Here is a 24,711-nt window from a genome sequence, read left to right on the forward strand (position 1 = left end):
ATTGACGAAGAAAAGACCATAAAAAACAACGCCCCGAAGTTAATCACTTCGGGGCGTCATGCAATTCTTCTATCTTGAAACTTATTCCTCGTCTTCTTTCTTCCGGAATTTAATCAGCCGGGTCCGGTTTTCTTCCCCGTTCAGCAGCCGGGTAATATTTTTCTGGTGGGTCAATACCACAAACAGAAAAACCAATACGCCAAATACAATCAGAAGCGGGTGTTCTTTTTGCCCGAATGCCTGCAATAGCAGCAGAACCGGGAAAGCCAGAGCCGCCGTCATAGAACCCAGCGAAACGTATTGGGAAGCAATAACCACGACCAGGAAAATACCGATGCAAACCGCAGCCACTTCCGGGTGAATCGCCAGCACCATGCCCAGCAGGGAAGCGACGCCTTTCCCGCCCTTAAAATCGGCCAGCACCGGGAAACAGTGCCCGATAACGGCCACCAAACCAAAAACCAGCTTAAAAGTCAGAATTTCGTGGGTGCCGATGACGTCAAAATACCACAGCAGCGAAGATAAGATGGTGGCGGTATAGCCTTTCAGCACATCGATCAGCATCACGATGGTTCCGGCCCGTTTGCCCAGCACCCGAAATGTGTTCGTGGCGCCGGCATTACCACTTCCGTAGTTGCGAATGTCTAATCCAAAAAAACCTTCACCATACCAAACGGCGGTCGGAATTGAACCCAGCAAGTAAGCGAATAACGTCGTTGCAATAATCAATAACACGTTCATTCAAGAAATCTACCGCTTCGGCGGTGCGACTGACATTGAGTAATAATTAATACAGAACCACCCGGAAACCGGGTGCGCAAAGACTCTTAACGTAGAAATTCTTGGTGGGCGGTATCAGCTACCGAACGACAAATTTAACTAAAAAATGGATGCTGCTACCTTGTAATAACACACAAACAATGAAAAATATTCATTTAATACCAACTAAATCATCCGAAAAAAATGGCCTTAATCGCTAAAAACAACGCTGAGTCCTACTTTTCAGAAAAGAATTGGACTTAAGTCATACCCTTTAAAAACGCCCGTTGGTATCCGGAAGTTTTGGAGGAGTAAAAAAGAACTCCAGAAATTCCGGAGTGTCTGGCAACCCGTTCCCTTCACCAGTTCCCTCCCATTCTGGAAAAACAGGCCTAATTCGCCCCTTTTTAAGGTCTTGTGCATGGCTGGTCTTTCTGGCACAAAAATCGCCAGGTCAACATAGCCAGGGATGTTTATCAGAGCGCGCGTTTTCCGGCATCCACACCACCCTCATCAACAAACTCGGTTACCACGATTCCTTCAACTCATGACTGCTCCGGAAGCCGATTGCCGCATCAGCGGAAAGCCGTCCAGGAGCCTCATCTCCAGTTCAAGGGAGTCAGGATGCTGCGGGAATACCTGAAATAATTCCGAAAACGACGCAAGCCCAACCCCTTCTGTCTGGGACCGGCGCGTTTGTCATTCATCGGAGCTAAGCCATTTGAATACACGAAAAATCGGATCATTTAATCAACCTGACAATGACAAATCCAATCCCTGAAACAACCGATCAAGCGGTTTCGGCCGGCGTAAAAAACGTAGTTCTGGTACACGGCACCTGGGCCGATGGCTCAAGCTGGTCCAAAGTAATTCCGCTGCTGGAGGCCAAAGGGCTGCATGTGCTGGCGGTGCAAAACCCGCTCACGTCGCTGGGCGACGACGTAGCTGCCACCCAGCGGGCGATTGAATTGCAGGACGGCCCGGTCCTGCTGGTGGGCCACTCCTGGGGCGGGGTCGTTGTTACGCAGGCCGGAAACCACGATAAGGTGGCCGGGCTGGTGTACGTAGCCGCGGTGGCTCCCGACGAAGGGCAGTCGTTTCTGGATGTGGTACAAACCGCCCCGGCGACTCCCGGTAACGACCAGATCCGCCCGGATGCGTACGGGTTCGTCAGCATGTCGCCCCAGGGAATTTTTGAAGACTTCGCCCAGGATTTGCCCGAAGCCGAACAGAAACTGATTCTGGCTACTCAGGGCCCCCAAGCCTTTACGGCTCTGACGGAGAAAATCACGAAAGCCGCCTGGAAACACAAGCCGTCGTGGTTTGTTGTAGCGGCCAATGACCGCATGATTAACCCGGATCTGGAACGAACGCTGGCGAAGAAACTGAATGCCTCCACCGTGGAAGTCAGCACCAGCCACGTGGCCATGCTGGCCCAGCCGGAAGCCGTTGCGGCCGTTATCCTGGAAGCCGCCGGACGGGTTTAGGCAAGAGGGTTCTGACCAAACGTCAGCTCAATTTGCACACCGTCCTGGCTGGTGACCTCAAGGGTACCGCCAATCTGCTTGCTCAATCCCCGAATCAGAGTCAGGCCCAGGCTACGGCTCTGACGGGGATCAAAGTCGATCGGTAAACCAACCCCATTGTCGCGGATGCGCAACCGGTAGGCGTTGCCATTCTCCGCGTGCAGGGCAATGGCGATGAGGGCGTCCTGATCCGGCAAAAAAGCGTACTTCAGCGAATTGGTGACGGCTTCGTTGATAATCAGTCCCAGCGGAACGGCCAGGGTGACATCCAGCTCGACCGTCGTTACCTCCAACTGCTTTTTGAGCCTGCTGCGGTATTCGAAGGAGTCGATCAGGTAATCAACAATGTCGGCAATGTACCGGTCCATCGGAATGCTCGACAGCCGCTCGGACTGGTAGAGATTCTGGTGCAGCAACGCCATGGCGTGTACCCGGTTCTGGCTTTCCCGGATGGCCGAAAGGGCCGCTTTGTCTTTCAGGTAAATGGACTGGGAGTTGAGCAGGCTCGTGATAATTTGCAGGTTGTTCTTCACCCGGTGGTGAATTTCCTTGAGCAGCCACTCCTTTTCTTCCACCAGGGATTGAAGTGACTGATTTTTCTGGGCGATCTCCCGGTTGTTGCGCTGGTTGATTCGGGACTGGTTGTACAACAGCCCTAAAATAATGAGCAGCAGCGTAATACCGGCAAACGTAACGTTTCGGATCAAACTCGACCGCCCTAGTTCCAGCTCATTTTGTTTATTGATGAGATTCAGTTGCTTGATGCGATCTCTGGACTTACTCAGCTCATACTCTGATTTCAGGGCATCGATGTGCTCCGACATGGACTTATAAAAAAAACTGTCGGCCAAGGCGTGTTCGCGCTCTTTGGTCGTCAGGGCTTCTTTATAATTGCTCTGCGCTTTATAAAAGCCCGTCAAATCTTTCAGGTAACGCATCTCCTGCCGGTGCGCGCCTTTGGCTCTGGCCAGCAAAACCGCCTGTCTGGCGTAAAAAACGGCTTTAGGCAGGTTATCGTTTCCGTACGTTTTTGCCAAACCAAACAGCGACTGCAACTCCCGCAGGTAATTATCAATTGCTCTCGACCGGGCCAGTGCCTGCTCCTGCAGCTGAATGGCTTTTTCTTTTTGGCCTTCTTTGGCGTAAACGGCCGCCAGGTTATTGATTAACGTGATATTTAGCCCCTGGTACTCCAGCTTGTTATTACTCAGCCGAATGCCTTTTTCCAGGTAGTGTTTAGCGGTTTTCAGGTCGCCCGTCTGCCGGTAAATGACCCCAAAGTGGTTGCAGATGTTGAGCGAAATATTTGAAAACGGAAGCCGTTCGTCATACCGTTCTGCAATTTTCAAATACCGCAGGGCCTGGTCATAATGTTGCTGGTCGAGGTGAGCCCAGGAAATGCTGTAGTTGGCCTCCATCTGCCCAAACGCATCTCCGATTCCTTCCGACGTTTTCAACGCCTGTAGAAAGTGGCGGATGGCTTCGTCGTAGTTCCCGTTTCGCAGGTGAACAACGCCGATGCGGATGGTAACGGTCGCGATGCTCTTCTTTTCCCCCGCTTTTCTGAACAGGGCCAGCGCCTGCCGGTATTTCTTCTCCGACTGTTCGTACTGCCCCTGATTGTCGTCGATCATTCCCAGTTGAACCAGCATCCGGGCCACACCCGTACTGTCTTTCTGCCGCCGGGCCAGTGCCATTCCTTGCTGCGCAAAATAGGTGGCCGAATCCGGTTTGTGATAGCGATACTGCTTCACCAGTCGCTCCAGTTCCGCCATGTTTTTCGGCTTTTGCCCGGCCACCGGCGGCCCCGGAACCAGGAAGCCGCAAACCGCACTGACGATAAAAAAAACAATCCGTTTATACTGCATAGCCGATCAGGAAACCGCGTCCGGGTTGTAGACGGTCAGAACTTTTCGGATACCCAGCTTTTCCATGCGGTATTCCAGCGTCGTGGGTTTCAGATTGAGGAGTTCGGCGGCCCCGCCGTTGCCGCGGATGCGTCCGTTGGTCTGCTTCAGAATACCCAGAATGTACTCCCGTTCGGTTTCCTGCTGAATCTGCTTGACATCCAGCAGATCGCGGGGCTGCGCAGACGGTAAGGCCCCGGCATCCCGGCCGTTCTCCCCCGAACCGGACGCCAGCAGGTTGACCGAAAACGCACTCACCAGCGGCCGGCCCAGTTCCAGCGGAGTCTGGCCGTTGTTCAAGATAACGGCCTGTTCGATGACGTTTTCCAGCTCGCGGATGTTACCCGGCCACGAGTAGTTAACCAGTTCGCCCAACACCCGGTCGTTGATGCCACAAAACGGTTTGCCAAGCTTGCGGGCCGACTTCTGCGCGAAAAATGTCGCCAGCAACGGTATGTCGCTCTTTCGTTCGCGCAACGGCGGCAGGTGAATCGGAAACGTTGACAACCGAAAGTACAAATCCATGCGAAAACGACCCTCGGCCACTTCCTTCTCCAACTGCCGGTTGGTGGCGGCAATAACCCGCACGTCGGTTTTAATCAGCGTATTCCCACCCACGCGCTCAATCTCCTTTTCCTGCAACACCCGCAGCAGCTTGGCCTGAAGCTCCAGCGGCATTTCCCCGATTTCGTCCAGAAAAATAGTGCCGCCTTTGGCCAGTTCAAACTTGCCGATACGCCGGTCCAGCGCCCCCGTGAATGCGCCCTTTTCGTGCCCGAACAACTCCGACTCAATCAGCGTTGCGGGCAGGGCCGCGCAGTTGATCTTGACCAGAATTTTGTCTTTGCGCGACGACAGATTGTGGATGGCCCGGGCAAAAAGCTCTTTTCCCGTTCCGCTTTCACCCAGTATCAACACCGTTGTATCGGTGGGTGCCACCTGCGATACCTGGTTGAACACCCGCAGCAGGTGCTGACTGGTTCCGATGATTTCCTCGAAATTAGCCGCGGTTTTGACCTCTTCCAGCAGGTAAGAATTTTCCCGTTGGAGCTGCTCACTAAGCCGGGCCACTTCCTCAAACGCCAGAACACGCTCCAGCGTCAGCAGCATGGGTTGCTCCAGCCGTTCGAGCAGCGCCAGGTGACGGCCCAGGTAGGTCTCGGGCTGGCGGCTGAGAAAAGTAATCGTGAACGTTTCGGCCTGCCCGGTTTTCAGCGGCACCACCAGCGCCGATTGCAGCCGGAAGTTGGTTGCCAGCAGGTGGATGAAAGGATTCTGCTGGCTCAACCGGTCGAACGCTTCCTGATTGTAGCGGCCCGCCCCTTCGAAAACCAAGCTGGTCTGCATCCGGAACAGTTGCTCGGGCGTCGTTTTGGTAAGGTGCAGAAAATCGGTTTCGCGAATAATCTGGTATTCTTCAAATCCCACCCGGTAGTAGCTGTACGTGTGCTCGGATGCGGCTTTCTGGTGCCGAATGGTCAGGTAATCGAACGGGATGTGCGGCTGAAGCAGTTGCGCAGCCTTCAGCAGCTTGGTTTCCCAGGGCTCCTTTTCCGACAGGGCGTCGGTCAGGGCGATTTGCAGGGCCTTTTCTTCGCGCAGCTTCAGTTCCGCGCTGTGCGCATGCCGGTAGCGTCCGATTTCCAGCGTCGTCAGAATGTCTTTTTCCCGAAACGGCTTTACAATGTAACCGCTGGGTTGTGTGGCTTTTACCTGTTCGAGAATACTGCGGTTGTCGTTGGCCGAAATAAAAATAAACGGGATGGTACTGTCTTCCAGTTCTTTGGCCAGGTCAATGCCGGTTTCCTGGCCTTTCAGGTAGATATCCAGCAAAACCATATCCGGCTTCCGCTGGCCGATCATGCCCCGGGCTTCGGCCACTGATTCAGACACGCCCAACACGGAATACCCCGCTCCGCCCAGAATCAGACTCAAATCGTTCGCAATCACAAATTCGTCTTCGACGATGAGGACATGGCAGTCGACGGTCGAGGCCAGTGGCGTATTGATTGGTTTTTGCATGGTCTGAAAAGAGGTTTTTCAAGAAATAAGCAAACGATAACCCGCCCGGCGACCCGTGAAAAGCAAGGAAATCATCAGAAAAGCAATTGAAGCCGCTGATTCGCAGCGCGGCTTCAGGAAAACAGCAAGAATTAAACCCTTTCTGCTCCTTTCCCGAGTCGACAAGCCGGCATCATTGGGCGTTCTGGCTAGTGCCGGATGCAGTCAAATTTCCTGGACGAATGTAGCAGGTAAAAGTCTGATAGTCAATCTAAATAAGAAATCCGATCGTCTAAAAACCTCTGAATTGGAGTGCTAATGAGCTGGTAAATACCGACTTTCAAATTCATTTGAGTTTTGGAGAAACCCTCCAAAACTTCTGGATAACTCCAGATTTTCTGGAGAAACACCGATCAGGTCGGAATACGCACGGTATTTTGTTGGAGCTCTCCTTCGCCAAAAGCTGGCATTCCCCTTGATACAGAACGAACCCATACCGTTCCTCTCAGTCACTATGGCTTCTTCAAAGCACCTCATCGAAGAAATTTATGACCACATCGCCCGGGGAAATTTAAGCAAAGTGCTCCCGGTTCTGGACGAACACATCCGGGTGTACGTTCCCGAATCCCTGCCGTTCGGGGGCGCCTATCTGGGTCGTGACGGCTACGTTTCCATGCTCTCGAAGGCAATGCAAACCTGGCAAACACCGATTGTGCGACCTCAGCACTATTATCTTCCGGAGAACGCTTCCGACGACCTTCTGATTGTATCGGGCGAATTTGAGGTCACCCTTCCGGGAGCGGAGGCTACCAGCGTTTTTCCATTTGTGGACCAGTGGCGGGTGCGGGACCGCACCATTGTCGAACTGCGGATTTTTTACTGGGATACGGCCCGGCTACTGCTGGACCTCCACCGGGCAGCAACCGGCCTCACCTCCCAGAACAGCACCTCGGCGGCCGATCCGGAAAGCACGTTCTGATCCTCGTTGTGAATACCGCCCGTCGCGTTGCCCAGACTCCGGAAGTTTTGGAGTTTTCCGAAAATCTCCAGCGGATTCGGAGAGTGGTATTCGTGTACAACCGTCTTTCCGTAGCCCTTAGGCGGCTCCTACGGTCTGGATTCGGCGCTTTTTCACGATTTGCTCCGTAAACAAGCCACTGGCATACAAATGGCCCTGCTCTGAGCGACGTATCTTTTTTCACCAATCCAATCTAGCGGTATGACAAGCGCAATTCATTCCAAAGTAGTCCCCCTGGCGGTAGCCGATGATCCGGCAGTTTCCGAACAAACCAAAGTTTTTTTAGCCGCACTTAACTCCGCTGGCGGTCCCCCACTCGAAACCCTGTCGCCTGCGGAGGCCCGGAAAGTGCTGGTAGGCGCCCAGGCTTCCGTAGAAGTAGACGTATCCGGTATTGAGGAATCGGAGAAAACCATCACGGCCGACGGCTACACCGTTAAGCTGAACATTGTCCGTCCGGAAGGCATGGAAGGGGTTCTGCCGGTTTTTATTTTTATTCACGGCGGAGGCTGGGTGCTAGGCGACTATCCGACGCACAGGCGGATGGTGCGCGACCTGGTGGTTTTGTCGGGCTACTGCGCCGTCTTTGTCAATTACACACCCAGCCCGGAAGCGCAGTATCCGCAGGCAATCCAGGAGATTTATGCCGCAACGAAATGGGTCGCCGAAAACGGGGCCGAGATTAACGTGGATGGCCGCCGACTGGCGGTGGTGGGCAATAGCGTGGGCGGTAACATGACGGCCGTCACGGCGCTGATGGCCAAGGAAAAAGGCGGTCCGGACATCAAACTCCAGGTCATGTTCTGGCCCATCGTAGACGCCGACTTTGAAACCGAATCATACCAGCGGTACGGCGAAAACCGCTTCCTGACAACCTCCCTGATGAAATGGCTGTATGACCAGTACACCACCGACCCGGCGGAGCGGAAGCAAATTTACGCATCGCCCCTGCAAGCCACGACCGATCAGCTAAAAGGCCTGCCGCCAGCGCTGATTCAGGTGGCTGAAGCAGATATCCTGCGGGACGAAGGGGAAGCGTACGGCCGGAAACTCGACGAAGCCGGCGTTACCGTTACAACGGTTCGGTACAACGGCATGATCCACGATTTCGGGCTGCTCAATGGTTTAGCCACCTTACCGCAGGTTCGTTCGCTGTTTGTACAGGCCGCAGCCGAGTTAAAAAAATACCTGGGCTAACAAATACCGTCTGTCCTACCTCAAAACCGTGCTATAGGCCACTACGCTACCCCGGTTGGTCAATCAACATCAACCGGGGTTTTGCTATTTTCTTACGAAAAAGCCTGCGGTGACGGAGACGATCCGGCGGGCCGGGAATGGTCTTCGGGCAAGGGAACAAACTCTTTATCGTCGTTGGGCGGCAGGGCAATCCGACCCGCCTGCCAGTCGGCTTTGGCCTGTTCGATCCGGTCTTTGCGCGAGGAAACAAAGTTCCACCAGATAAACCGTTCGCCCAGCGGCTCCCCACCCAGCAACATGAGCGTACTGGCTTCGCGGGCTACGATGATGGGGTCGGTTCCGGGCGTAAAGACCAGCAATTGCCCAACGCCGTAGGTCCGCCCGTTTACTTCCACGCTGCCTTTGGCGACGTAAGCGCCCCGTTCCGGGTAGCCCTGCGGCAAGCCGAAGCGCGCACCGGGCTGAAGAACAACGTGCACGTAAAACAAGGGAGAATGCGTTTTAACGTCGTTTTGCAACCCGAAAGCATTTCCCGCAATAAGGCGCAGCCAGACGCCTTTGTCGGTGAAAATGGGCAGTTCGTGCGGCTGGTAATTCTCGAAGGTCGGTATGCTTTCCTCGGCGGCTTCGGGCAGGGCCACCCAGGTCTGAATCATTTCCAGCGATCCGCCCGCCAGCATGGCCGGGTCCTCAAACCGTTCGGAGTGAGCAATTCCCCGCCCCGCCGTCATCCAGTTGACTTCCCCGGGGCGGATTACCTGACGAACCCCCAGGCTGTCGCGGTGGGTAACCTGCCCGTCGAACAGATAACTGACCGTCGACAGACCGATGTGCGGATGGGGCAGCACGTCCATGCTCGGCGCCTGTTCCGCCGAAAAACTCACCGGACCGCCGTGATCCATGAAAATAAACGGCCCAAGCATCCGGCGCAGCCGGTACGGCAGAATCCGGCGGACGTTAAAACCGTTTCCAAGAGAAGCCGACCGGGCATCGATGATCTGATCTAACATACAAGAGGTTGGTTCAGCAGTGAGCGTTTGAGTAAGACTAAGGTAGGCAAACGGATTCTTTCCCGGCGTAATTTAGACACAAAAACGTATATTGTCCTCCTCCACCTACCTCCTGACGTATGTTCACTACCAAACGCGTTCCATTCACTATTCTGTTTCCATTTACCTGGCGGGCTGTTCTGCTTTTTCTGAGTTATTCCTTCCTGATCTGTTTTCTTTACGATGAAATGGACTGGAAGTTCCTTGCCATTCCGTTTGTTCCCGTCGCCACGATCGGTACGGCGGTGGCTTTCTACGTCGGCTTCAAAAACAATTCATCGTACGACCGGCTCTGGGAAGCCCGTCGGATCTGGGGCAGCATCACCAACGCCAGCCGGTCGTGGGCCATCATGGTTCTGGATTACATCTCTACCCAGCACTCGGCTCATACGCTGACGGACAGCGAGTTGCAGCAGATTCGAAAAGACCTGATTTACCGGCATCTGGCGTATATCACGGCGCTGCGGGTGCAGCTTCGCCAGAAACCGGTTTGGGAGCTGCACCACAACCCGGCGCACGAAGTCGTTGAGCGCATTGAGGCCTTCCGGCAGTGCAGTCTGGACAAGGAGCTGAGCCGGTTTTTACCGCTGAACGAAATCGAAAGCCTGATCCGTCACCCCAATCCAGCCACGTTTCTGATGCGCCAGCAGTCGGCCCAGCTCCGGGACCTGCGCGAAAACGGTCTGCTCAGCGACTTTCACCACGTTGATCTGGAGCGGATGCTGGTCGAATTTTACAACCAGCAGGGGGCCTGCGAACGCATCAAATCCTTTCCGTTTCCCCGCCAGTACGCCTTTTTCAGTTACGTTTTTACCTGGCTGTTCATCTTCGTGCTGCCCTACGGTCTACTAACCGAAATGGCAAAAGTGGGCAACTGGCACGTCTGGCTGACGGTACCGTTTTTCACCATCATCGCCTGGATTTTCAACACGATGGAAATTGTGGGCGACACCAGCGAAAACCCGTTTGAAAACAGCATCAACGACGTTCCGATGACGGCCATCTGCCGCAACATCGAAATCGACCTGCGCGACATGCTCGCGGAAACCGATTTACCCAAACGCGTTCAGGCCATCAATAACATTCTGATGTAACAGCAAAAAACCCGGCGATTGCCGGGTTTTGCACAAAGCAGTTGGCTTTATTTGGGATGGCCGTACGGCACATTGATATCCATTTTGCCTTTCCATTTCTTCGGAATCGGCTTGTTCAGCGCCCAGTGAATGCTGTTGACCACCAGATGCTGGAACGATTCAACCTGAAAATCTTCCGGGTGTCCCATCGTCGTCATGAACGCCCGGCCGCCCCACTGGTTTTTCCAGGTCCAGGCCACGGGGTTCTCAATCGCGGCTTTGTCGGCGTTAACGGATTTGCCCATCAGCAGGGGCGTTGATCCCTGGGCCGGATAATTGGGCTTGACGCGGTAGAGCCAGGAGGCAACGTGGAACGACGGCGCTACCCCGTTCAGAATCGGGTTCTTGGCCGCTTCCGGAACGATCGTTACGTCGGTGGTGCTGTTGTGGCCGTAGTGCGTGTGTTTGGCCGCGCCCCCCCAGCCCGGCGGACTCCCAAACGCAAACTCACCGAAGGCGTTCCAGCGTTGGCGGGGATCTCCCTCGGGGTAGTTAAAGGCGTGCGTAGTGGTCCGGAAACCGACCACGGGTTTGCCGGATTTCAGGTATTCGTCAATGTAATCCAACTGTTCCTGCGGAAGCAACCGCCAGCGCAGGTAAAAAACTGCCAGATCAGCTTCGCGCAGAGCTTCCAGACCGGGAATGTCTTTCTCCCCGGCGTAGTCGGGCACGGATTTCAGAACCTTCGTCCGCATTCCGTAATTTTTTTCGAGTTCGGCAGCCAGCAACGGCAAGGTTAGTTCGCTGCTGTATTCGTGGTCGCCCGTGACAAAAACAACGTACGGTTTGTCAGCCTTGGCGGAAAGAGAGGTCAGACTGTTGGCGAGGGCTTCGTTTCCGGTCAGACCCAGCAGGCCGGAAAAGCCCAGCAAGCCGGAGGTCTGTTGCAAAAAAGCTCTGCGTTTGGTTTTCATGAAGCGTCGGTTTGGGGTCACGGAAAATTTCTACTACGTAAGTCGAACGAGCGCCGAATATACCCATAAATTTATTGGAAACTCATTTTTAGCGCGGTATTGCGGGTTTGAAACAAACCCCGGCGGGAGCAACCGAATGAGCGTTGCGCACTCAGGTCGCTCCTGCCGGAGTTCAGATCACGAAACCTTAGTAACCCGGATTCTGAACCAGCTTGTTGCTGTTCCGGATTTCGGCCGTGGGAATCGGAAACAGCAACTCGCGCTCTTTCAGAACCGGGCCGTACGAAAACTTGTGACCGACGTAGTTTTCAAAGCTCTTCGTGGTTACGTTGAACGCTTTCCGGAGCCGGACCATGTCAAACCAGGTTTTGTTTTCAAAGCTCAGTTCATACCAGCGTTCTCTCCAGACCGCTTCCCGCAACTGCTCCTTGGTCAGCCCGGTCAGGTTGGGCAGGTTCGCCCGCCGACGGATTTTGTTGACGGCTTCGTAGGCTTCCGGTGTGGGGCCGCTCACCTCGTTCTGGGCTTCGGCATAGATGAGCAAAATCTCCGCGTAGCGCATCAGCGGCCAGTTCAGATCGCTGCTGGTGGTGGTTAGCTGAGCCGCTGTGTCGAAATGCTTGTAGATGTAATACCCACCCAGATCAACGGTTTGGGAGCGGTTATCGCTCAGCGTGTAAGTCCGGTAGTAAAACTGCTTCTCTTCGGCCCGCTTGTCGCCTTTTTCGTACGATTCAACGAATTCTTTGTTGGCGAAAATAGCCCCGGTTTCATCGGAATAGGCCGAAATTCCCTGGTTGTAGGGAATGATGGACGTTTGCCAGTTGGACGGTTGAATGTTGGCGGCAAACTGAACCATAAAGATGTTTTCGCCCGTGTTCTTCTTGCTCGGGTCGTGCAGATCATCGTACGACGGGAACAGGCTGTACTGGTTGGACGTAATCACTTCGTTAGCCTTGTCGGCGGCTTTCTTGTAGTAGTCCGCCCCTTTTTGCAGCGGATACCCGGCCATGGTCAGGTACACACTCGCCAGCAGCGACTTCACCGCCCCCAGCGACACCCGACCGCTTTTGTCCAGGTACGGCAGTCCGGAGGCTTCGGCTTCGGTCAGATCGGCAACGATTAAATTGTAAACGGCTTCTTCCGTGGCGGCTTCCGGATACAAGTTTTCCGACGTTAATCCGACGGGCTCGGTAATGAGCGGAACTTTACCGAAAATCCGGACCAGGTTGTAATAATACCAGGCCCGCAGAAACCGGGCTTCGCCCAGGACCTTCTTCTTGGCGGTTTCATCCATCGAAATACCCGGAATTTTGGCAATGGCCAGGTTGGCGTTTCCGATGCCTTTGTAGCTGCTGACCCAGTACACCCGACCGTATTCGTTATCCGAGTTGTTGACCAGGTTGCGCACGAAGATGCTGTTGACGGCCTGCCCTAGCTCGGTGTTGGCCAGCCCGGTCGCAAACTCGAGCATCATCCAGGGCGCTCCGCCAAAACCGCCCCCGGTGGTGGTTTTCAGAGCGTCGTAAATGGAATTGACGGCGCTGGTCGCGTGTTCGGGTTTGGTAAAATAGTTCTCGACCGTGAAGTTAGACTGGTCGGATTCTTCCAGAAAGTCGGAACAACTGGCCCCGCTCAGCATCAGGGCCGTGCAAAGCATCCATTGTCCAACGGTTTTTAGGTTTCGTTTCATCGTGATGACAGGTTAGGGGGGGGTTAAAGACCAATGTTCAGACCGACCATAAACACGCGCGGTTTCGGATAATCGTACAGCGCAACTCCCTGGTCGAAGGCGTTGCCGGTGGTCGATACTTCCGGATCATAACCCGGATACTTGGTGCTCAGGAAAAAGTTCTGCACCGACGCGTAAGCCCGCAACCGGTTCAGCTTCAACTTGCTGACGGTTTGAGACGGGAACGTGTACGCAAACAGTAGGTTCCGGCCCCGCAGGAAGGAACCGTCTTTGACGCGGTGCGTATCTTCGTTGGTGTTGTAGCCAGCGGATACGGGGCGCAACTGAGCGATGGGCGTATTCTGATTTTCGGGCGTCCAGGCGTTCAGTACGGTTTTGAAGCTGTTAGCAATCCCGGTGCGGTCTTCGGCGGAGTGTTCGCTGCGGTACAGCACGTCATTGCCGGTCATAAACTGCAAATCCACCGTCAAATCGAAGTTTTTGTACTTAAACGTGTTCAGGAACGTACCAAACATATCGGGAATTCCTTTCCCAATGATCACGCGGTCTTTGTCGTTGATGACCCCGTCCTGGTTCACATCCTGGTACTTCACATCGCCCGGCCGTTTCAGGTATTTGGTCGCTTCCGACTCTTCCGAGGTGCTCCAGGTTCCCTGGTGAACGAAACCGAAGAACGAGCCCACCGGCTGCCCTTCCCGCACGACCGTTGAACCCACAAAAATGTCGGAGCCGCCGGTCAGGGCAATTACTTTGTTTTTGTTGTACGAAATATTGAAGGTCGTATTCCAGGAAAAACTACCCGCGTTGACGTTGACGGTGTTCAGGGCAAGCTCGATTCCCCGGTTTTCCATGCTGCCGACGTTTTTGGAAACCGTTTCATAACCACTGCTGTACGGCACGGGTGCGCTCAAGAGCATGTCGGTTGTCAGTTTGCGGTACACATCGAGTTCGACCGCAATCCGGTTCTGGAACAGGCCCAGTTCAATACCGGCGTCGACCTGGTGGGTTTTTTCCCAGCGCAGGTCCGGATTCGCCAGCCGCCCCATTCCGATACCGATGGCCCGTGCTCCGCCGAAGATCACCGAATAGTTGCCCATACCGGCCAGAGCCTGATACGCCGTGATTTCGGAGTTACCCGTTACCCCGTAGCTGGCCCGGACTTTCAGGTTCGAGATGGCCGGAATGTCTTTCATGAAATCCTCCTCAGCCACGCGCCAGGCTAGGGCCGCCGACGGGAAGAAGGCGTAGCGGTTTTCGGAACCAAATTTGGACGAACCGTCAATCCGACCGGTCAGCGTCAGCAAATACTTGTCTTTCAAACCGTAGTTGACCCGGCCGAAGTACGAGTTCAGACCGTACGCCACCGCTGATGAACTCGGAGCCTGCGGGTTGGAGCCAGCTCCGAGGTTGTTGAACAGGAAGTAGTCGTCCTGAAAATTCTGGGTTGACGCGGCCGCCGTAAACCGGTCGACGTGCTGCCAGGAAAGCCCCAGAAGCCCCGTAAACGAGTGGATGTTGTTGAACTGGCGGTTGTAGGTCAGGTAATTTTCAAATTGCCAGGAGTTGTGCCGTTCGTTGGTGACGCTGGCAATCCCGTTCTGGTTGCGGGAGATGTAATTGAGCGTGCGGCCGCTGTAGAGATCAATCCGCTGGTTGATGATGTTGGCCCCGACGGTGGTGCGCAGTTCCAGTCCTTTCGCCAGGTTGAGGTTGGCATACACGTTGCCGAGCAGGGTCTGGGTTTTGATGTAATTCAGCCGCTCTTTCAGGATGTTGATCGGGTTGCCGCCCCCTTCCATACCGGGGTAGTCTTCGTTGCCGCCCCAGCGCCCGTTTGGGTATTTGACGGGAATGATGGGCAGCGCTTCCAGCACCTGGCGCATGGCAATAATACCGCCCGCGCCCAGCGGATCGATCTGGTTCTCGTTCTGATCGTTGTAGCTCAGGCTCCCGCCCACTTTCAACCAGTTTTTGAGCTGGCTGTCGAACACAAACCGGCCAGAATACCGTTTCAGCCACGATTCCTTCACCAGACCGTTTTCGTTGCGGTAGCCAAGGTAAACCCCGTAGCTGTCGTTGGCGTTGCCGCCGGAAAACGAGAGCTGGTGGTTTTGCGTGAAGGCTTGCTGGAAAGCCTCGTCCTGCCAGTCGGTGTCGTACAGGGGCTTTCCGTTGGCGTCGAACAGCAGCGGATTGGTGCGCTTGGTTTTCGGGTCTTTGTATTTACCGCCCGCCCAGCCAACGGGATCGTATTTCTGGGCATTCTGGTAGGCAATGTCTTCGACTCTTAAAAACTCTTCGGAGTTCAGCAATTCCAGCTTACGGGGCAACACGCCAATGCTCAGGTCGGTGTCGTACGTTACGCGGCCGCCGGTCTGGCTACCCCGCTTGGTGGTTACCAGGATAACGCCGTTGGCGCCCCGGGCACCGTAAATGGCTGTGGCCGACGCATCTTTCAGGACTTCAATACTTGCAATGTCGTTCGGATTGATGTAGTCAATGGGCGTACTTCCGTTGGTCAGGCCGCTGGCGTTCAGGATAACCCCGTCGATAACGTACAGGGGGTTGTTGGCCACACTCACCGACGTATTTCCCCGAATCCGGATGTTGGCCCGTCCGCCCGGGCGACCCGAGTTGACCGAAACGTTCACCCCCGTAATTCGGCCCGAAAGCCCCTGGTTCAGCGAAGCCGCCGGGCGCTCCTGCAGAACTTCGGCTTTAACCGTTCCGACGGCCCCCGTTAAATCCGATTTCTTCTGAACACCGTATCCGACCACCACCACTTCGTTCAGGGTTTTCTGATCGGGCGCGAGCTGCACGTTGATGGTGGTGCGGCTGCCGATGTTTACTTCCTGGTTCAGGTAGCCCACAAACGAGAAAACCAGCGTGGTGGCGTCATCCGGCACGTTGAGTTTGTAATTGCCCTCGCCGTCGGTGGACGTACCGCGCGTTGTGTTCTTCACCACCACGCTGACGCCGGGCAGTGGCTCGCCGGTTTCGCTTTTCACCGAACCGCTGATGTTTTTTTCCACCACCATAACCGCGGTTGGCGCACCGGTGGCTTCGGGGAGCTTTTCGGCTCCGGTTGATGCCTGGGCAACGAGTTGGGCCATCGAAAGCGAAGCATCGAGTCCGGCGGTTCGGGGGCTTTTCCTTTCGCTGATCACCAGATACGAACTGGCGTTTACCTTTTTATACCGGAACCCAATCGGCCGCAACAGAGCGCTCAGGTTCTTCTCCAGACTAACATCGGGCCGGATGGGTTCGCCCGTCACGGAAACGCCCTCAACGGCCTGTACTTCAAAAAGAATATCGACGCGGTAACGCGTTTTCAGTTCTGTCAGCACCTCCTTGAGCTGGCGGGGTGCTCGGGCAAAAACCCGACGGTTCCGTTGCTGCGGGTTGCTGGCCAGCAGGTCAGACTGCGCCCAGCCCGGCTGAAAGTTCAGCAGCAGGAGGGTAAGCAGGAGCCCCGTTTTGGAAACTTTCTTAATAGAGTTGGTCATAACAATAAAGGGTAAGGGATATAGAGATTGGCTTAGTGGCTGTTTAATTGAACCTGACGGCCCTGACGGACGACGTTAACGTCCAGCAGTTCGGAAATCGATTGCAGCAACTGATCGACGTTGTCGGCCCGAAACGAGCCCATCAGCCGGCGGTTGGCCAGTACGGAATCATTAATACTGACCTCCAAACCGTAATTATCTTCCAGCAGATCAGCGACTTCCTGCAAGGGCGTTTCTTCAAACACGAATCGTTTTTCATCCCAGGTGGGAAGCCGTTGCGCGGTACTGACTTTTTTCAGCGCAAGGTGGTTCTGCGAATCGAGCGTTACCCGTTCGCCGGGCTTCATGGTTACCTGTTGCCGGGTGGTTCCGGTTCGGTAGTTCAGCCGCACCTGCCCTTTGTTCAGCGTGACGCGGGTACCCCGTTTGCGGGCAAAAACCGTAAACTCGGTACCCAGCACAACCACCTCGAAGTCCTTGGCCGTTTTCACCACAAACTTTTTGTGATCCGCTGTGTGGGCCACCGCAAAGCTGGCTTCACCGGTCAGCAACACGTCGCGCGTTCGGCCGCCAAACCCCCAGCGGGGCACCTGCAGGCTGGAATTGGCGTTCAGCAATACCTGACTGCCGTCGGATAAGTGCAGCGAGCGGGTTTCGCCGAAGGCCGTTTCGTAAGTCTGGTAGAGCAGCTGATCCTGAAACACCAGCCCCCCCAGGTTCAGCAGAAAAAGCAGCGAAGCCGCCACCAACCATTGCCGCCGGCTCCAGGGCGCATCTTTCCGCAGTTCGGGCGATTCCGGGGCTTCATCGGTCTGGGGGTTACTGGCTAAAAAAGCCGTATACCGCTGATGCGCTGCGTCGGTCTGGGCCCGGTACTGCGGGTGGCTGGTCTCCCACTCTTCCAGCCATTTGTAGTACTGTTCCTCGTTTTTTTCATCCCGTAGCCACTGCGCAATCAATTCCCGCTGCAACGGAGATGCCGTTCGGCCGAAGTAGCTAAAAATCAAATGTTTGTTGACTTCATAGTCCATATTTCATCACAAGTGTTTAAGGCGTAGGACTCCAGTTGATGAGCAATAAGGGAGACGGACAGCATTAGAGGAAAAGCGAATGACCCAGCGCCGAAACAACCACCAGCCAGTGGTCTTTCAGCCCGCGCCGGACGATGCTCAGGGCTTTTACCATGTGCACCTCAACAGTCTTGATTGAAAGGCCCAGCTCCGTCGCAATGTCTTGGTACTTACAGCCTTCAAACCGGCTCAGCAGGAATACTTTGCGACACTGCGGAGGCAGCGATTCCACCAGCGATTCGAGTTTGTGCGCCACTTCTTCAAACTGAAGCACCTGATCCGGCCGCTGGCTGAGCGCCCCCTCCCGAACCTCGGCGGTTTCAATGCCGTCAAGCTTCTGAAACTCCAGCCGGAGGTAGTTGTAGGCTTCGTTCCGGACGCTGCGGAAAAGGTAAAGGCGGTACGACGAAGTGACGGTTGCGTAGGCCCGGGTTTTCCAGAACTTACAGAAGACATCGCTCACCAGATCTTCCGCCGTTTCTTTCGAGTACACGTACCGCACGGCGTGGCTGCACAGCGCCTGATGGTATCGCCGAAACAGCAGTTCACAGCCTTTCTGCGGATTTTCTTCAAACGTCCGCCGGATAAACAGTTCCGTATCGTTGAGCGCCGGTTTTCCGTCCAGTCCATCATCTGGATCATTTTGATCCAGCGGTGTTGTATTTAGCGGAAGTTGCTGACTGGGGAAATCGATTCTTGGGTGAGCTTGCATAGTCCTGGCGTAACCTTAATTATCCCTCTAAAAGTCAATTCTGTATTTATAAAGACAACTTTCACCCAAAACCACCTTAGTTCTTTTTAAAAAAATCTGAAAAAAGTTAAAATAACTTGATTAGACCCCTCAGACGGGTTGTCAGACACCGTTCTGTTTTCGTCCGCCAGAAAAGCCGGACGTTGGACGGTGGTGTTGGCAAATTGGGAGTTATGCGATACTTTGCAGTCGTTTGAGGGCCTTCTGGAAGGAATTGCCTGATCTTTACAGCGCGGGATCTTTCTCCTGAAAACAGATCTGAAGATCGGTGTAAAACCGGAGCCATTTTACGTTCATTATCCATGCAACTGCTTATCACTGCCCTTGCGCCGACGGACTATCCTGAAGTTGTGGACGTTTGGGAAGCTTCCGTGCGGCCAACGCATCGCTTTCTGACGGAAGAAGATATTCAATTCTTCAAACCCCTGATTTTGAATGAATACCTGAAAACCGTTGCCCTGGTGGGCGTGCGGGATGAGCAGGGTAACCTGATGGGTTTTCTGGGAACGGCGCAGGACAAAATTGAGATGTTGTTTGTTCACCCGGCGGCTATGGGGAAAGGGATCGGGAAAACGCTCATGGATTACGCCATTCACCAACTGGAGGCCACAAAAGTAGACGTCAACGAAGATAATCCGCAGGCTGTCGGTTTTTATAAACACCGGGGTTTTCAGGTTCTGAGCCGCTCGGAGGTGGACCCCGCCGGCAAACCGTTCCCAATCCTGCACATGGCCCTGGTGAAGTAGCCGCTGCCCTTCACCAGGGTTCCGGAAATGCTCGTTTACAAATCAGCGATGCTGTTATGCGTCAGGGCATTGCCTGCTTCATCCAGCGGAATGTAGGGGTTGTAGGCAATTTCCAGAACGTTGCCTTCCACATCGGAGAAATAAAAGAAGTAGCCGCCAAAAAACGCTTCCGTCGGTTCCTGATACAGGGCTACCTTTCGCGCTTTCAATTTCGCAAACCATTCATCAACCTCCGCTCGGGTCGGCACGTTGTAACTGATCGTAAAAGCGCGAAAACCCGTTCCGTCGGGCTTGACGCCAATCAGCGGAGCGAGTTGTTCTTTTTTACAGATGCTAAACAGAAAGCCGTTGCATTTGATAAACAGAATATCCTGATTTTCAGCAACCGGCTCCCAGCCGAGCGTCTCCACGTAAAATTGTCGCATGGCCGGCAAATCGTCAGCCGCGAGCGTAATCACACTGATTCGTTGTTGCATTGAAAGGTTGTCTTTTCGTTGTTAACGGCATAAGCGGGCGGGGTGCCTGCGGAATAGCTCCGGTTTGCGAAGGTAGTCCGCCTTTGCATATCAATACGATAGCCCCGGTGTTTTCTTCATGTATTCGTCGGTGGTCAATTGCGTCAGCAGAAAGCCCGCTACGTCGGCGCGGGAAATTTTCAGGGTCAGCGATTTGGCGTCGCCGGAGAACCCGTGCCGGTAGTTTCCCGTTGCCGCCCCATCCGTAAAAGCCGCCGGGCGAACAATGGTCCAGTCGAGGTTGCTTTGCCGGACGTACTTTTCCTGCAATTCGTGGTCTTTCATCGCTTCTTTCAGCAAAAAACCAAACATGATGTACTTCCAGAAGAAATTCAGGTTGCCCCTGCTGTCGCCCGCTCCCAGAGTCGTCTGACAAACGAGCCGTTTGGTACCGGTTTTCTCCATTGCCCGGATGATGTTTTTCGTTCCTTCTGAGCGAACCGTTCCTTTGCGTCCGGCCCCGAGCGCACACACAACCGCGTCGTGACCCTTTACCGCCTGCTCCACCGACGCGGGGTTTAACGCATCGCCCTGGTGAATGGTCAACCGCGCCGGTGGCAGATCCTGCAAAACCGCCGGATTGCGGGCAAAAGCCGTAACGGTATGTCCCTGAGCCAGCGCCTGAGCAACGACCAGGCGCCCTACACTTCCTGTTGATCCAAAGATGATGAGTCTCATAGTTGTTGTCGTTTGTTGCGACAAAACTAGCTGAGCTTCACAGGCCGAAATAGAACGAAACCGACAGCCGCAATTTAGTAGATAAAAGACCGGTTTTCGGCAAACGGGTCGGCAAACCGGTGCAGATTCAGCGGGGAAAAACCGGTAAATTCCTTGAAAGAGCGAATGAAGTGCGACTGGTCAGCGTAACCGTTGTCAAAGGCAACATCGGATAGCTTCTCGTAACTCCGGCTGTTCAATTGCCGGAGCGTGGATTGAAACCGGCAGATTCGGGCAAACAGGCGGGGAGAAATGCCAACGTACTGCTCAAACCGTCGCTCAAACGTTCGTTCCGATACGGCCAGGGTTTTCTGCAACTCCGGGAGGGACGTATGACCGTTGGAAACCTGAATCCGGCTGACGGCAAAATCCAGCATCCGATCGGCTTTGGGATGGTTGAGCTGGAGCATTCGGAGTAAACAGGATGCTATCGTTTCGGCTTGTTCGGTTACCGAATCGGTGTGAGAAAGACCTTCCAGCAGCGGAACCCCGGAAAGGGTGGGCAACGGGCCCAGATCAAAACAGGTGTCGGTCAGTTCATCGGCTTTGATGCCCAGCAACGGCCGGATGGCGTAGGGATGCAGCAAAAAAATAAGGATCCGGAACCGCCCACCGGTTGTCATGTGCACCGGTTTTAGCGTTTGCCCATACAGAAAAACGGATAGAGACGAATAATAATCCTCATTCAGCGAAAGGCCCTGTTCCGACTGCTGAAAGAAAATGCCCGGGCAGCCATCGGCAAAAAACCGGAACGAATTCGACGAGATGACGTGCTCACAACCTTCCAGAACCAGAATGTCTTTCAGGTATGGTCGCAAAGCCGCGTGGCGATTGATGAGTGGCTGTACCATGCCGTTTGCCGTTAGGTGTTCCCGAAGCTATTGAAATGAAAACCATAACGCAACCGATAGGTGTTGAGCGGCTATTTTCTCATGTCCAGTTTTGCCAAAACGCGTGGCCCGTTCCACGCCGGACGCTCCGCATTTGATAAATGCTCCAAAATAATTTTGAAAAATTTTGCCGCCATTTTTCAACCTTTGAAACAACTTGTCCTGTTTCTTGTTATTAGTATATCTCTCACTCGAAGTAAGGATATGGACGGAAACGTGAATTATCCTTACCCATTGAGTGAACAGAAGCCAGACGACGAAAGCGTCTGGCTTTTTTTGTTACATCAGTTTCCAGAGCAGCGCCTGAAGCCCTATTAATTGATCGAAGCGCCGGCCATTCTGGGGTTGTGGCCGCCGGGGATTGAATGGATGACGAAAACCGTTAGGTGGGATCGCTGCGCACAGCGGCCAGAAAATCGGTTACGTTGCCCGTCAGCAATCCGGCGTAACGCGTAATCTTTTCCAGCGGCCAGTCCCACCAGGCGATTTCCAGCAGTTCGGCAACGGTTTCTTCTTTAAATCGGGAGCGAATGATCCGCCCGGGGTTGCCACCAACAATGCTGTAGGGCGAAATGTCGCGGGTGACAACCGAATAGGAACCGATGATGGCCCCGTGGCCAATCGTGACTCCGGGTAAAATGCTGGCCCGGTACCCCAGCCAGACGTCGTTGCCAATGACGGTATCCCCTTTTACCGGGTACGCTTTGCCGTCCATCGCCGTGGCCCAGTCCCCGCCAAAAATGGCAAAGGGATACGAACTGACCGCATCCACCAGGTGATTGGCCCCGTTCATGATAAATTCCACGCCGGACGCAATCATGCAGAATTTGCCGATCGTCAGCCGGTCGCAGGTAAAATCAAAGAGGTAGCGGATGTTTTTCTGAAAATTTTCGACCGACTCAAAGTCATCGTAATACGTATAATCGCCAACGGTAACCTGCGGATGCCTGACCACATTTTTCAGGAAACACAACCGCTCATAACCGGCCAGCGGAAAAACAGTAGACGGATCGACAAGTGCCATCATCAGAAAGATTTTGGCAAGAATACGGCGTCAGAGCGGTAAAATCAACCCAAAGGTCCGGTGACGGGTGAATCACGTTCATCCATCCGGCAGGTTTTTGTGCAACGTTCCGGCGAAAAGGGCGGCTTTTTCGGAGCGCTTTGCGGGTTCCGCCCCTCCTGTTAATTTTACAGTTTCAGTACTCTTTTATTTCTTACTAACCTTCTGATGAAACGATTTCACGCGTTAACCCTGCTGGCTCTTTTTTGCCAGTTTTCTCTTGTTTCCAAAACCGTCCTGGCGCAGTCGAAGCCCAAAAAATATGTCCTGATCGGCTACGTGGGTGGGGGCGGCTGGACCAAAAACGACATTGAAGCCCAGAAGCTAACCCACATCAACTACGCCTTTGCCGTACCGGCCGAAAATGGCGAACTGGCCCCCATCAAAGCTCGGGATTCTGTCAACCTTGCCACGTTGAATTCTCTCAAAATCGTTAATAAAGACCTGCAAATCCTGATTTCGATCGGCGGCTGGGGTGGGTGCCGGTATTTCTCGGATGCGGCCCTGACGGAGGCTTCCCGCAGGAAATTCGCCAACAGCGCGGTTTCGTTCATGAAAAAACACCGGCTCGACGGGGTTGACATCGACTGGGAATACCCCGATCAGATTGGCGAAAACAACATTTTCCGGCCGGTCGACAAGCAGAATTTTACGCTGCTGCTGAAGGAACTGCGTGACCAACTCGACGCGCAGGGCAAAAAAGACAACCGCCCGGCTGCCCGGCATTACCTGCTGACGGCTGCCACCGGGGGCGATACGGCGTTCGTAAACCACACCGAGCTGGGCAACGCGCAGAAATACCTCGACTACGTGAACATCATGACGTATGACCTGTACCACGGCAATGATAAAAAAACCGGCCACCACAGTCCGCTGTACCAATCGGCGCTGAGCGACCGGTCGCGCAATAGTTCAGACGATGCCGTCAACGGTCACATTAAAGCGGGCGTTCCGGTCGGCAAAATTGTGCTCGGCCTGCCTTTCTACGGACGCGGCTGGACGGATGTTAATCCCGTCAACAAGGGACTTTTTCAGCCGTCGGCGGGCAAGCACATGAGCCCTAATTATTATGACCTAGTGGATAATTACATTAACAAAAACGGTTACACCCGGTATTGGGACGACAAAGCCAAAGCGCCCTATCTGTGGAATCCGGAAACGCGTACGTTTATTTCCTACGCCGACAAAGAGTCGATGGTGTACAAAATTGAGTACGTGAAATCCAAGGGGCTGGCGGGTGCCATGTTCTGGGAGTATCCGCTGGATTACAAGAAAGACAAGCTGCTGGACGTGCTGGTTCGGGAGCTGGCCAAGTAACGAGTGGACCGGGGAGAACATCAAAACTTCCCGGTCTTTTTTTTACGGAGCTCCGCTTTTGTTACCGTAATATTATATCTTGAAATGGCGTGCTGAATTTTAGCAAGTACCCGGCTTGATTGACCCCATCTCGTTTACTTTTGCGAAGTCAATTTGCTTATTCGTATGAAAATCGTCTTCAATACCGCCATTGCCGCCGTTTTGCTCACTTGTTCTACTTTACCGAGCATGGCCCAAACCAAAGTAATCGCCCACCGGGGAGCCTGGAAAAACACCGGCGCTCCGCAAAACTCGATTGCCTCGCTGCAACAGGCCATCAAACTGGGTTGCTACGGCAGTGAGTTCGACGTGCACATGACCGCCGATTCAGCACTGGTGGTCAACCACGATCACGACCTGCAGGGCGTCAATCTCGAAACTGCCCCCGCGGCCCAGATCAACGCCCTGAAACTCAGCAACGGCGAGTCACTGCCGACGCTGGAAAGCTACCTGAAAGAAGGTCTGAAACAGAAGAAAACCCGTCTGATTCTCGAAATCAAAGCATCGAAAGTCAGCAAGGAACACTCGCTGGCCCTGGCGACAAAATGCGTGCAGGCCGTTAAAGCCCAAAAAGGCCGGAAGCTGGTCGATTACATCAGCTTTGATTACGACGTTTGCAAGAAAGTAAAAGAACTGGACCCTTCAGCCAATGTGGCCTATCTGATGGGCGACAAAACCCCGGAACAACTGGCCGCCGACGGTTTATACGGCCTGGATTACCACCACAGCATCATGAAGAAAAACGAAAACTGGATTCAGGATGCGCACCAGAAAAAGCTGACCGTCAACGTCTGGACCGTCAACGACCCGGACACCATGAACTGGCTCCTGGAACGCAAAGCGGATTTCATCACGACCGACGAACCCGAAAAATTGCTGACGCTGACGAAGTAATTTTTT

At 54.1% G+C, this 24,711-nt stretch carries 21 protein-coding genes; 8 read left to right on the forward strand and 13 right to left on the reverse strand.

Features of this window, described 5'->3' with window-relative positions; genetic code table 11:
• Window positions 1-81: 81 nt before the first annotated feature.
• Complete coding sequence (gene plsY / locus OQ371_RS06025) at window positions 82-741, reverse strand: glycerol-3-phosphate 1-O-acyltransferase PlsY (protein ID WP_265992882.1); 660 nt, start codon at window positions 739-741, stop codon at window positions 82-84.
• A 779-nt stretch (window positions 742-1,520) separates the two neighbouring features.
• Here plsY and OQ371_RS06030 point away from each other — a divergent pair.
• Window positions 1,521-2,246 carry an alpha/beta fold hydrolase gene (locus tag OQ371_RS06030; RefSeq protein WP_265992883.1) on the forward strand — a complete coding sequence of 242 codons (726 nt, stop codon included), beginning with the start codon at window positions 1,521-1,523 and terminating at the stop codon, window positions 2,244-2,246.
• Here the strand turns inward: OQ371_RS06030 and OQ371_RS06035 are convergent.
• A complete protein-coding gene (locus OQ371_RS06035) occupies window positions 2,243-4,153 on the reverse strand; it encodes a tetratricopeptide repeat protein (RefSeq protein WP_265992884.1) in 1,911 nt (636 codons plus the stop codon). The two genes, OQ371_RS06030 and OQ371_RS06035, sit on opposite strands and share 4 nt — an antisense overlap.
• Window positions 4,154-4,159: 6 nt before the next feature.
• The gene (locus OQ371_RS06040; protein WP_265992885.1) at window positions 4,160-6,214 is read right to left on the reverse strand and encodes a sigma 54-interacting transcriptional regulator; all 2,055 of its coding nucleotides are present in this window, start codon (window positions 6,212-6,214) and stop codon (window positions 4,160-4,162) included.
• A 55-nt stretch (window positions 6,215-6,269) separates the two neighbouring features.
• Here OQ371_RS06040 and OQ371_RS06045 point away from each other — a divergent pair, with 55 nt between their 5' ends.
• The 3 genes from OQ371_RS06045 to OQ371_RS06055 all read left to right on the forward strand — a co-directional run bounded on the left by OQ371_RS06045 (window position 6,270) and on the right by OQ371_RS06055 (window position 8,408).
• On the forward strand, window positions 6,270-6,512 hold the full coding sequence (locus OQ371_RS06045) for a hypothetical protein (RefSeq protein ID WP_265992886.1): 243 nt from the start codon (window positions 6,270-6,272) through the stop codon (window positions 6,510-6,512).
• A 195-nt stretch (window positions 6,513-6,707) separates the two neighbouring features.
• Complete coding sequence (locus OQ371_RS06050) at window positions 6,708-7,172, forward strand: nuclear transport factor 2 family protein (RefSeq protein WP_265992887.1); 465 nt, start codon at window positions 6,708-6,710, stop codon at window positions 7,170-7,172.
• 240 nt (window positions 7,173-7,412) lie between these two features.
• Complete coding sequence (locus OQ371_RS06055) at window positions 7,413-8,408, forward strand: alpha/beta hydrolase (protein WP_265992888.1); 996 nt, start codon at window positions 7,413-7,415, stop codon at window positions 8,406-8,408.
• A gap of 92 nt (window positions 8,409-8,500) precedes the next feature.
• Here the strand turns inward: OQ371_RS06055 and OQ371_RS06060 are convergent, their stop codons facing one another.
• Window positions 8,501-9,418 carry a pirin family protein gene (locus tag OQ371_RS06060; protein ID WP_265992889.1) on the reverse strand — a complete coding sequence of 306 codons (918 nt, stop codon included), beginning with the start codon at window positions 9,416-9,418 and terminating at the stop codon, window positions 8,501-8,503.
• Between the two features lie 119 nt (window positions 9,419-9,537).
• Here OQ371_RS06060 and OQ371_RS06065 point away from each other — a divergent pair, with 119 nt between their 5' ends.
• A complete protein-coding gene (locus OQ371_RS06065; RefSeq protein ID WP_265992890.1) occupies window positions 9,538-10,551 on the forward strand; it encodes a bestrophin family protein in 1,014 nt (337 codons plus the stop codon).
• A gap of 47 nt (window positions 10,552-10,598) precedes the next feature.
• On the opposite strand, the gene OQ371_RS06070 is transcribed toward OQ371_RS06065, so the two are convergent.
• The 5 genes from OQ371_RS06070 to OQ371_RS06090 form a co-directional block, all read right to left on the reverse strand.
• The gene (locus OQ371_RS06070) at window positions 10,599-11,504 is read right to left on the reverse strand and encodes a ThuA domain-containing protein (protein ID WP_265992891.1); all 906 of its coding nucleotides are present in this window, start codon (window positions 11,502-11,504) and stop codon (window positions 10,599-10,601) included.
• Window positions 11,505-11,691: 187 nt separating this feature from the next.
• A complete protein-coding gene (locus OQ371_RS06075; RefSeq protein WP_265992892.1) occupies window positions 11,692-13,197 on the reverse strand; it encodes a RagB/SusD family nutrient uptake outer membrane protein in 1,506 nt (501 codons plus the stop codon).
• A 23-nt stretch (window positions 13,198-13,220) separates the two neighbouring features.
• Window positions 13,221-16,703: a SusC/RagA family TonB-linked outer membrane protein gene (locus OQ371_RS06080; RefSeq protein ID WP_265992893.1), complete on the reverse strand. Its 3,483-nt coding sequence runs from the start codon at window positions 16,701-16,703 to the stop codon at window positions 13,221-13,223.
• A gap of 32 nt (window positions 16,704-16,735) precedes the next feature.
• The gene (locus OQ371_RS06085; protein WP_265992894.1) at window positions 16,736-17,734 is read right to left on the reverse strand and encodes a FecR family protein; all 999 of its coding nucleotides are present in this window, start codon (window positions 17,732-17,734) and stop codon (window positions 16,736-16,738) included.
• A 64-nt stretch (window positions 17,735-17,798) separates the two neighbouring features.
• The gene (locus tag OQ371_RS06090) at window positions 17,799-18,485 is read right to left on the reverse strand and encodes an RNA polymerase sigma-70 factor (RefSeq protein ID WP_265992895.1); all 687 of its coding nucleotides are present in this window, start codon (window positions 18,483-18,485) and stop codon (window positions 17,799-17,801) included.
• A 341-nt stretch (window positions 18,486-18,826) separates the two neighbouring features.
• Here OQ371_RS06090 and OQ371_RS06095 point away from each other — a divergent pair, with 341 nt between their 5' ends.
• Entirely contained in the window at window positions 18,827-19,270 is a 444-nt protein-coding gene (locus OQ371_RS06095) for a GNAT family N-acetyltransferase (protein ID WP_265992896.1), read from the forward strand.
• A 35-nt stretch (window positions 19,271-19,305) separates the two neighbouring features.
• On the opposite strand, the gene OQ371_RS06100 is transcribed toward OQ371_RS06095, so the two are convergent.
• The 4 genes from OQ371_RS06100 to OQ371_RS06115 form a co-directional block, all read right to left on the reverse strand.
• A complete protein-coding gene (locus OQ371_RS06100; protein ID WP_265992897.1) occupies window positions 19,306-19,746 on the reverse strand; it encodes a VOC family protein in 441 nt (146 codons plus the stop codon).
• Window positions 19,747-19,836: 90 nt separating this feature from the next.
• Window positions 19,837-20,463, reverse strand: coding sequence for an NAD(P)-dependent oxidoreductase (locus tag OQ371_RS06105; RefSeq protein ID WP_265992898.1), 627 nt, complete (start codon window positions 20,461-20,463; stop codon window positions 19,837-19,839).
• A 74-nt stretch (window positions 20,464-20,537) separates the two neighbouring features.
• Window positions 20,538-21,353: an AraC family transcriptional regulator gene (locus tag OQ371_RS06110; protein WP_265992899.1), complete on the reverse strand. Its 816-nt coding sequence runs from the start codon at window positions 21,351-21,353 to the stop codon at window positions 20,538-20,540.
• Between the two features lie 421 nt (window positions 21,354-21,774).
• Window positions 21,775-22,419, reverse strand: coding sequence for a CatB-related O-acetyltransferase (locus tag OQ371_RS06115; RefSeq protein ID WP_310586616.1), 645 nt, complete (start codon window positions 22,417-22,419; stop codon window positions 21,775-21,777).
• Between the two features lie 204 nt (window positions 22,420-22,623).
• On the opposite strand from OQ371_RS06115, the gene OQ371_RS06120 reads away from it, so the two are divergent.
• Complete coding sequence (locus OQ371_RS06120; protein WP_265992900.1) at window positions 22,624-23,772, forward strand: glycoside hydrolase family 18 protein; 1,149 nt, start codon at window positions 22,624-22,626, stop codon at window positions 23,770-23,772.
• A 165-nt stretch (window positions 23,773-23,937) separates the two neighbouring features.
• Window positions 23,938-24,705 carry a glycerophosphodiester phosphodiesterase gene (locus OQ371_RS06125; protein ID WP_265992901.1) on the forward strand — a complete coding sequence of 256 codons (768 nt, stop codon included), beginning with the start codon at window positions 23,938-23,940 and terminating at the stop codon, window positions 24,703-24,705.
• Window positions 24,706-24,711: the final 6 nt, after the last annotated feature.

The sequence above is a fragment of the Larkinella insperata genome (assembly GCF_026248825.1).
Lineage (GTDB): Bacteria > Bacteroidota > Bacteroidia > Cytophagales > Spirosomataceae > Larkinella > Larkinella insperata.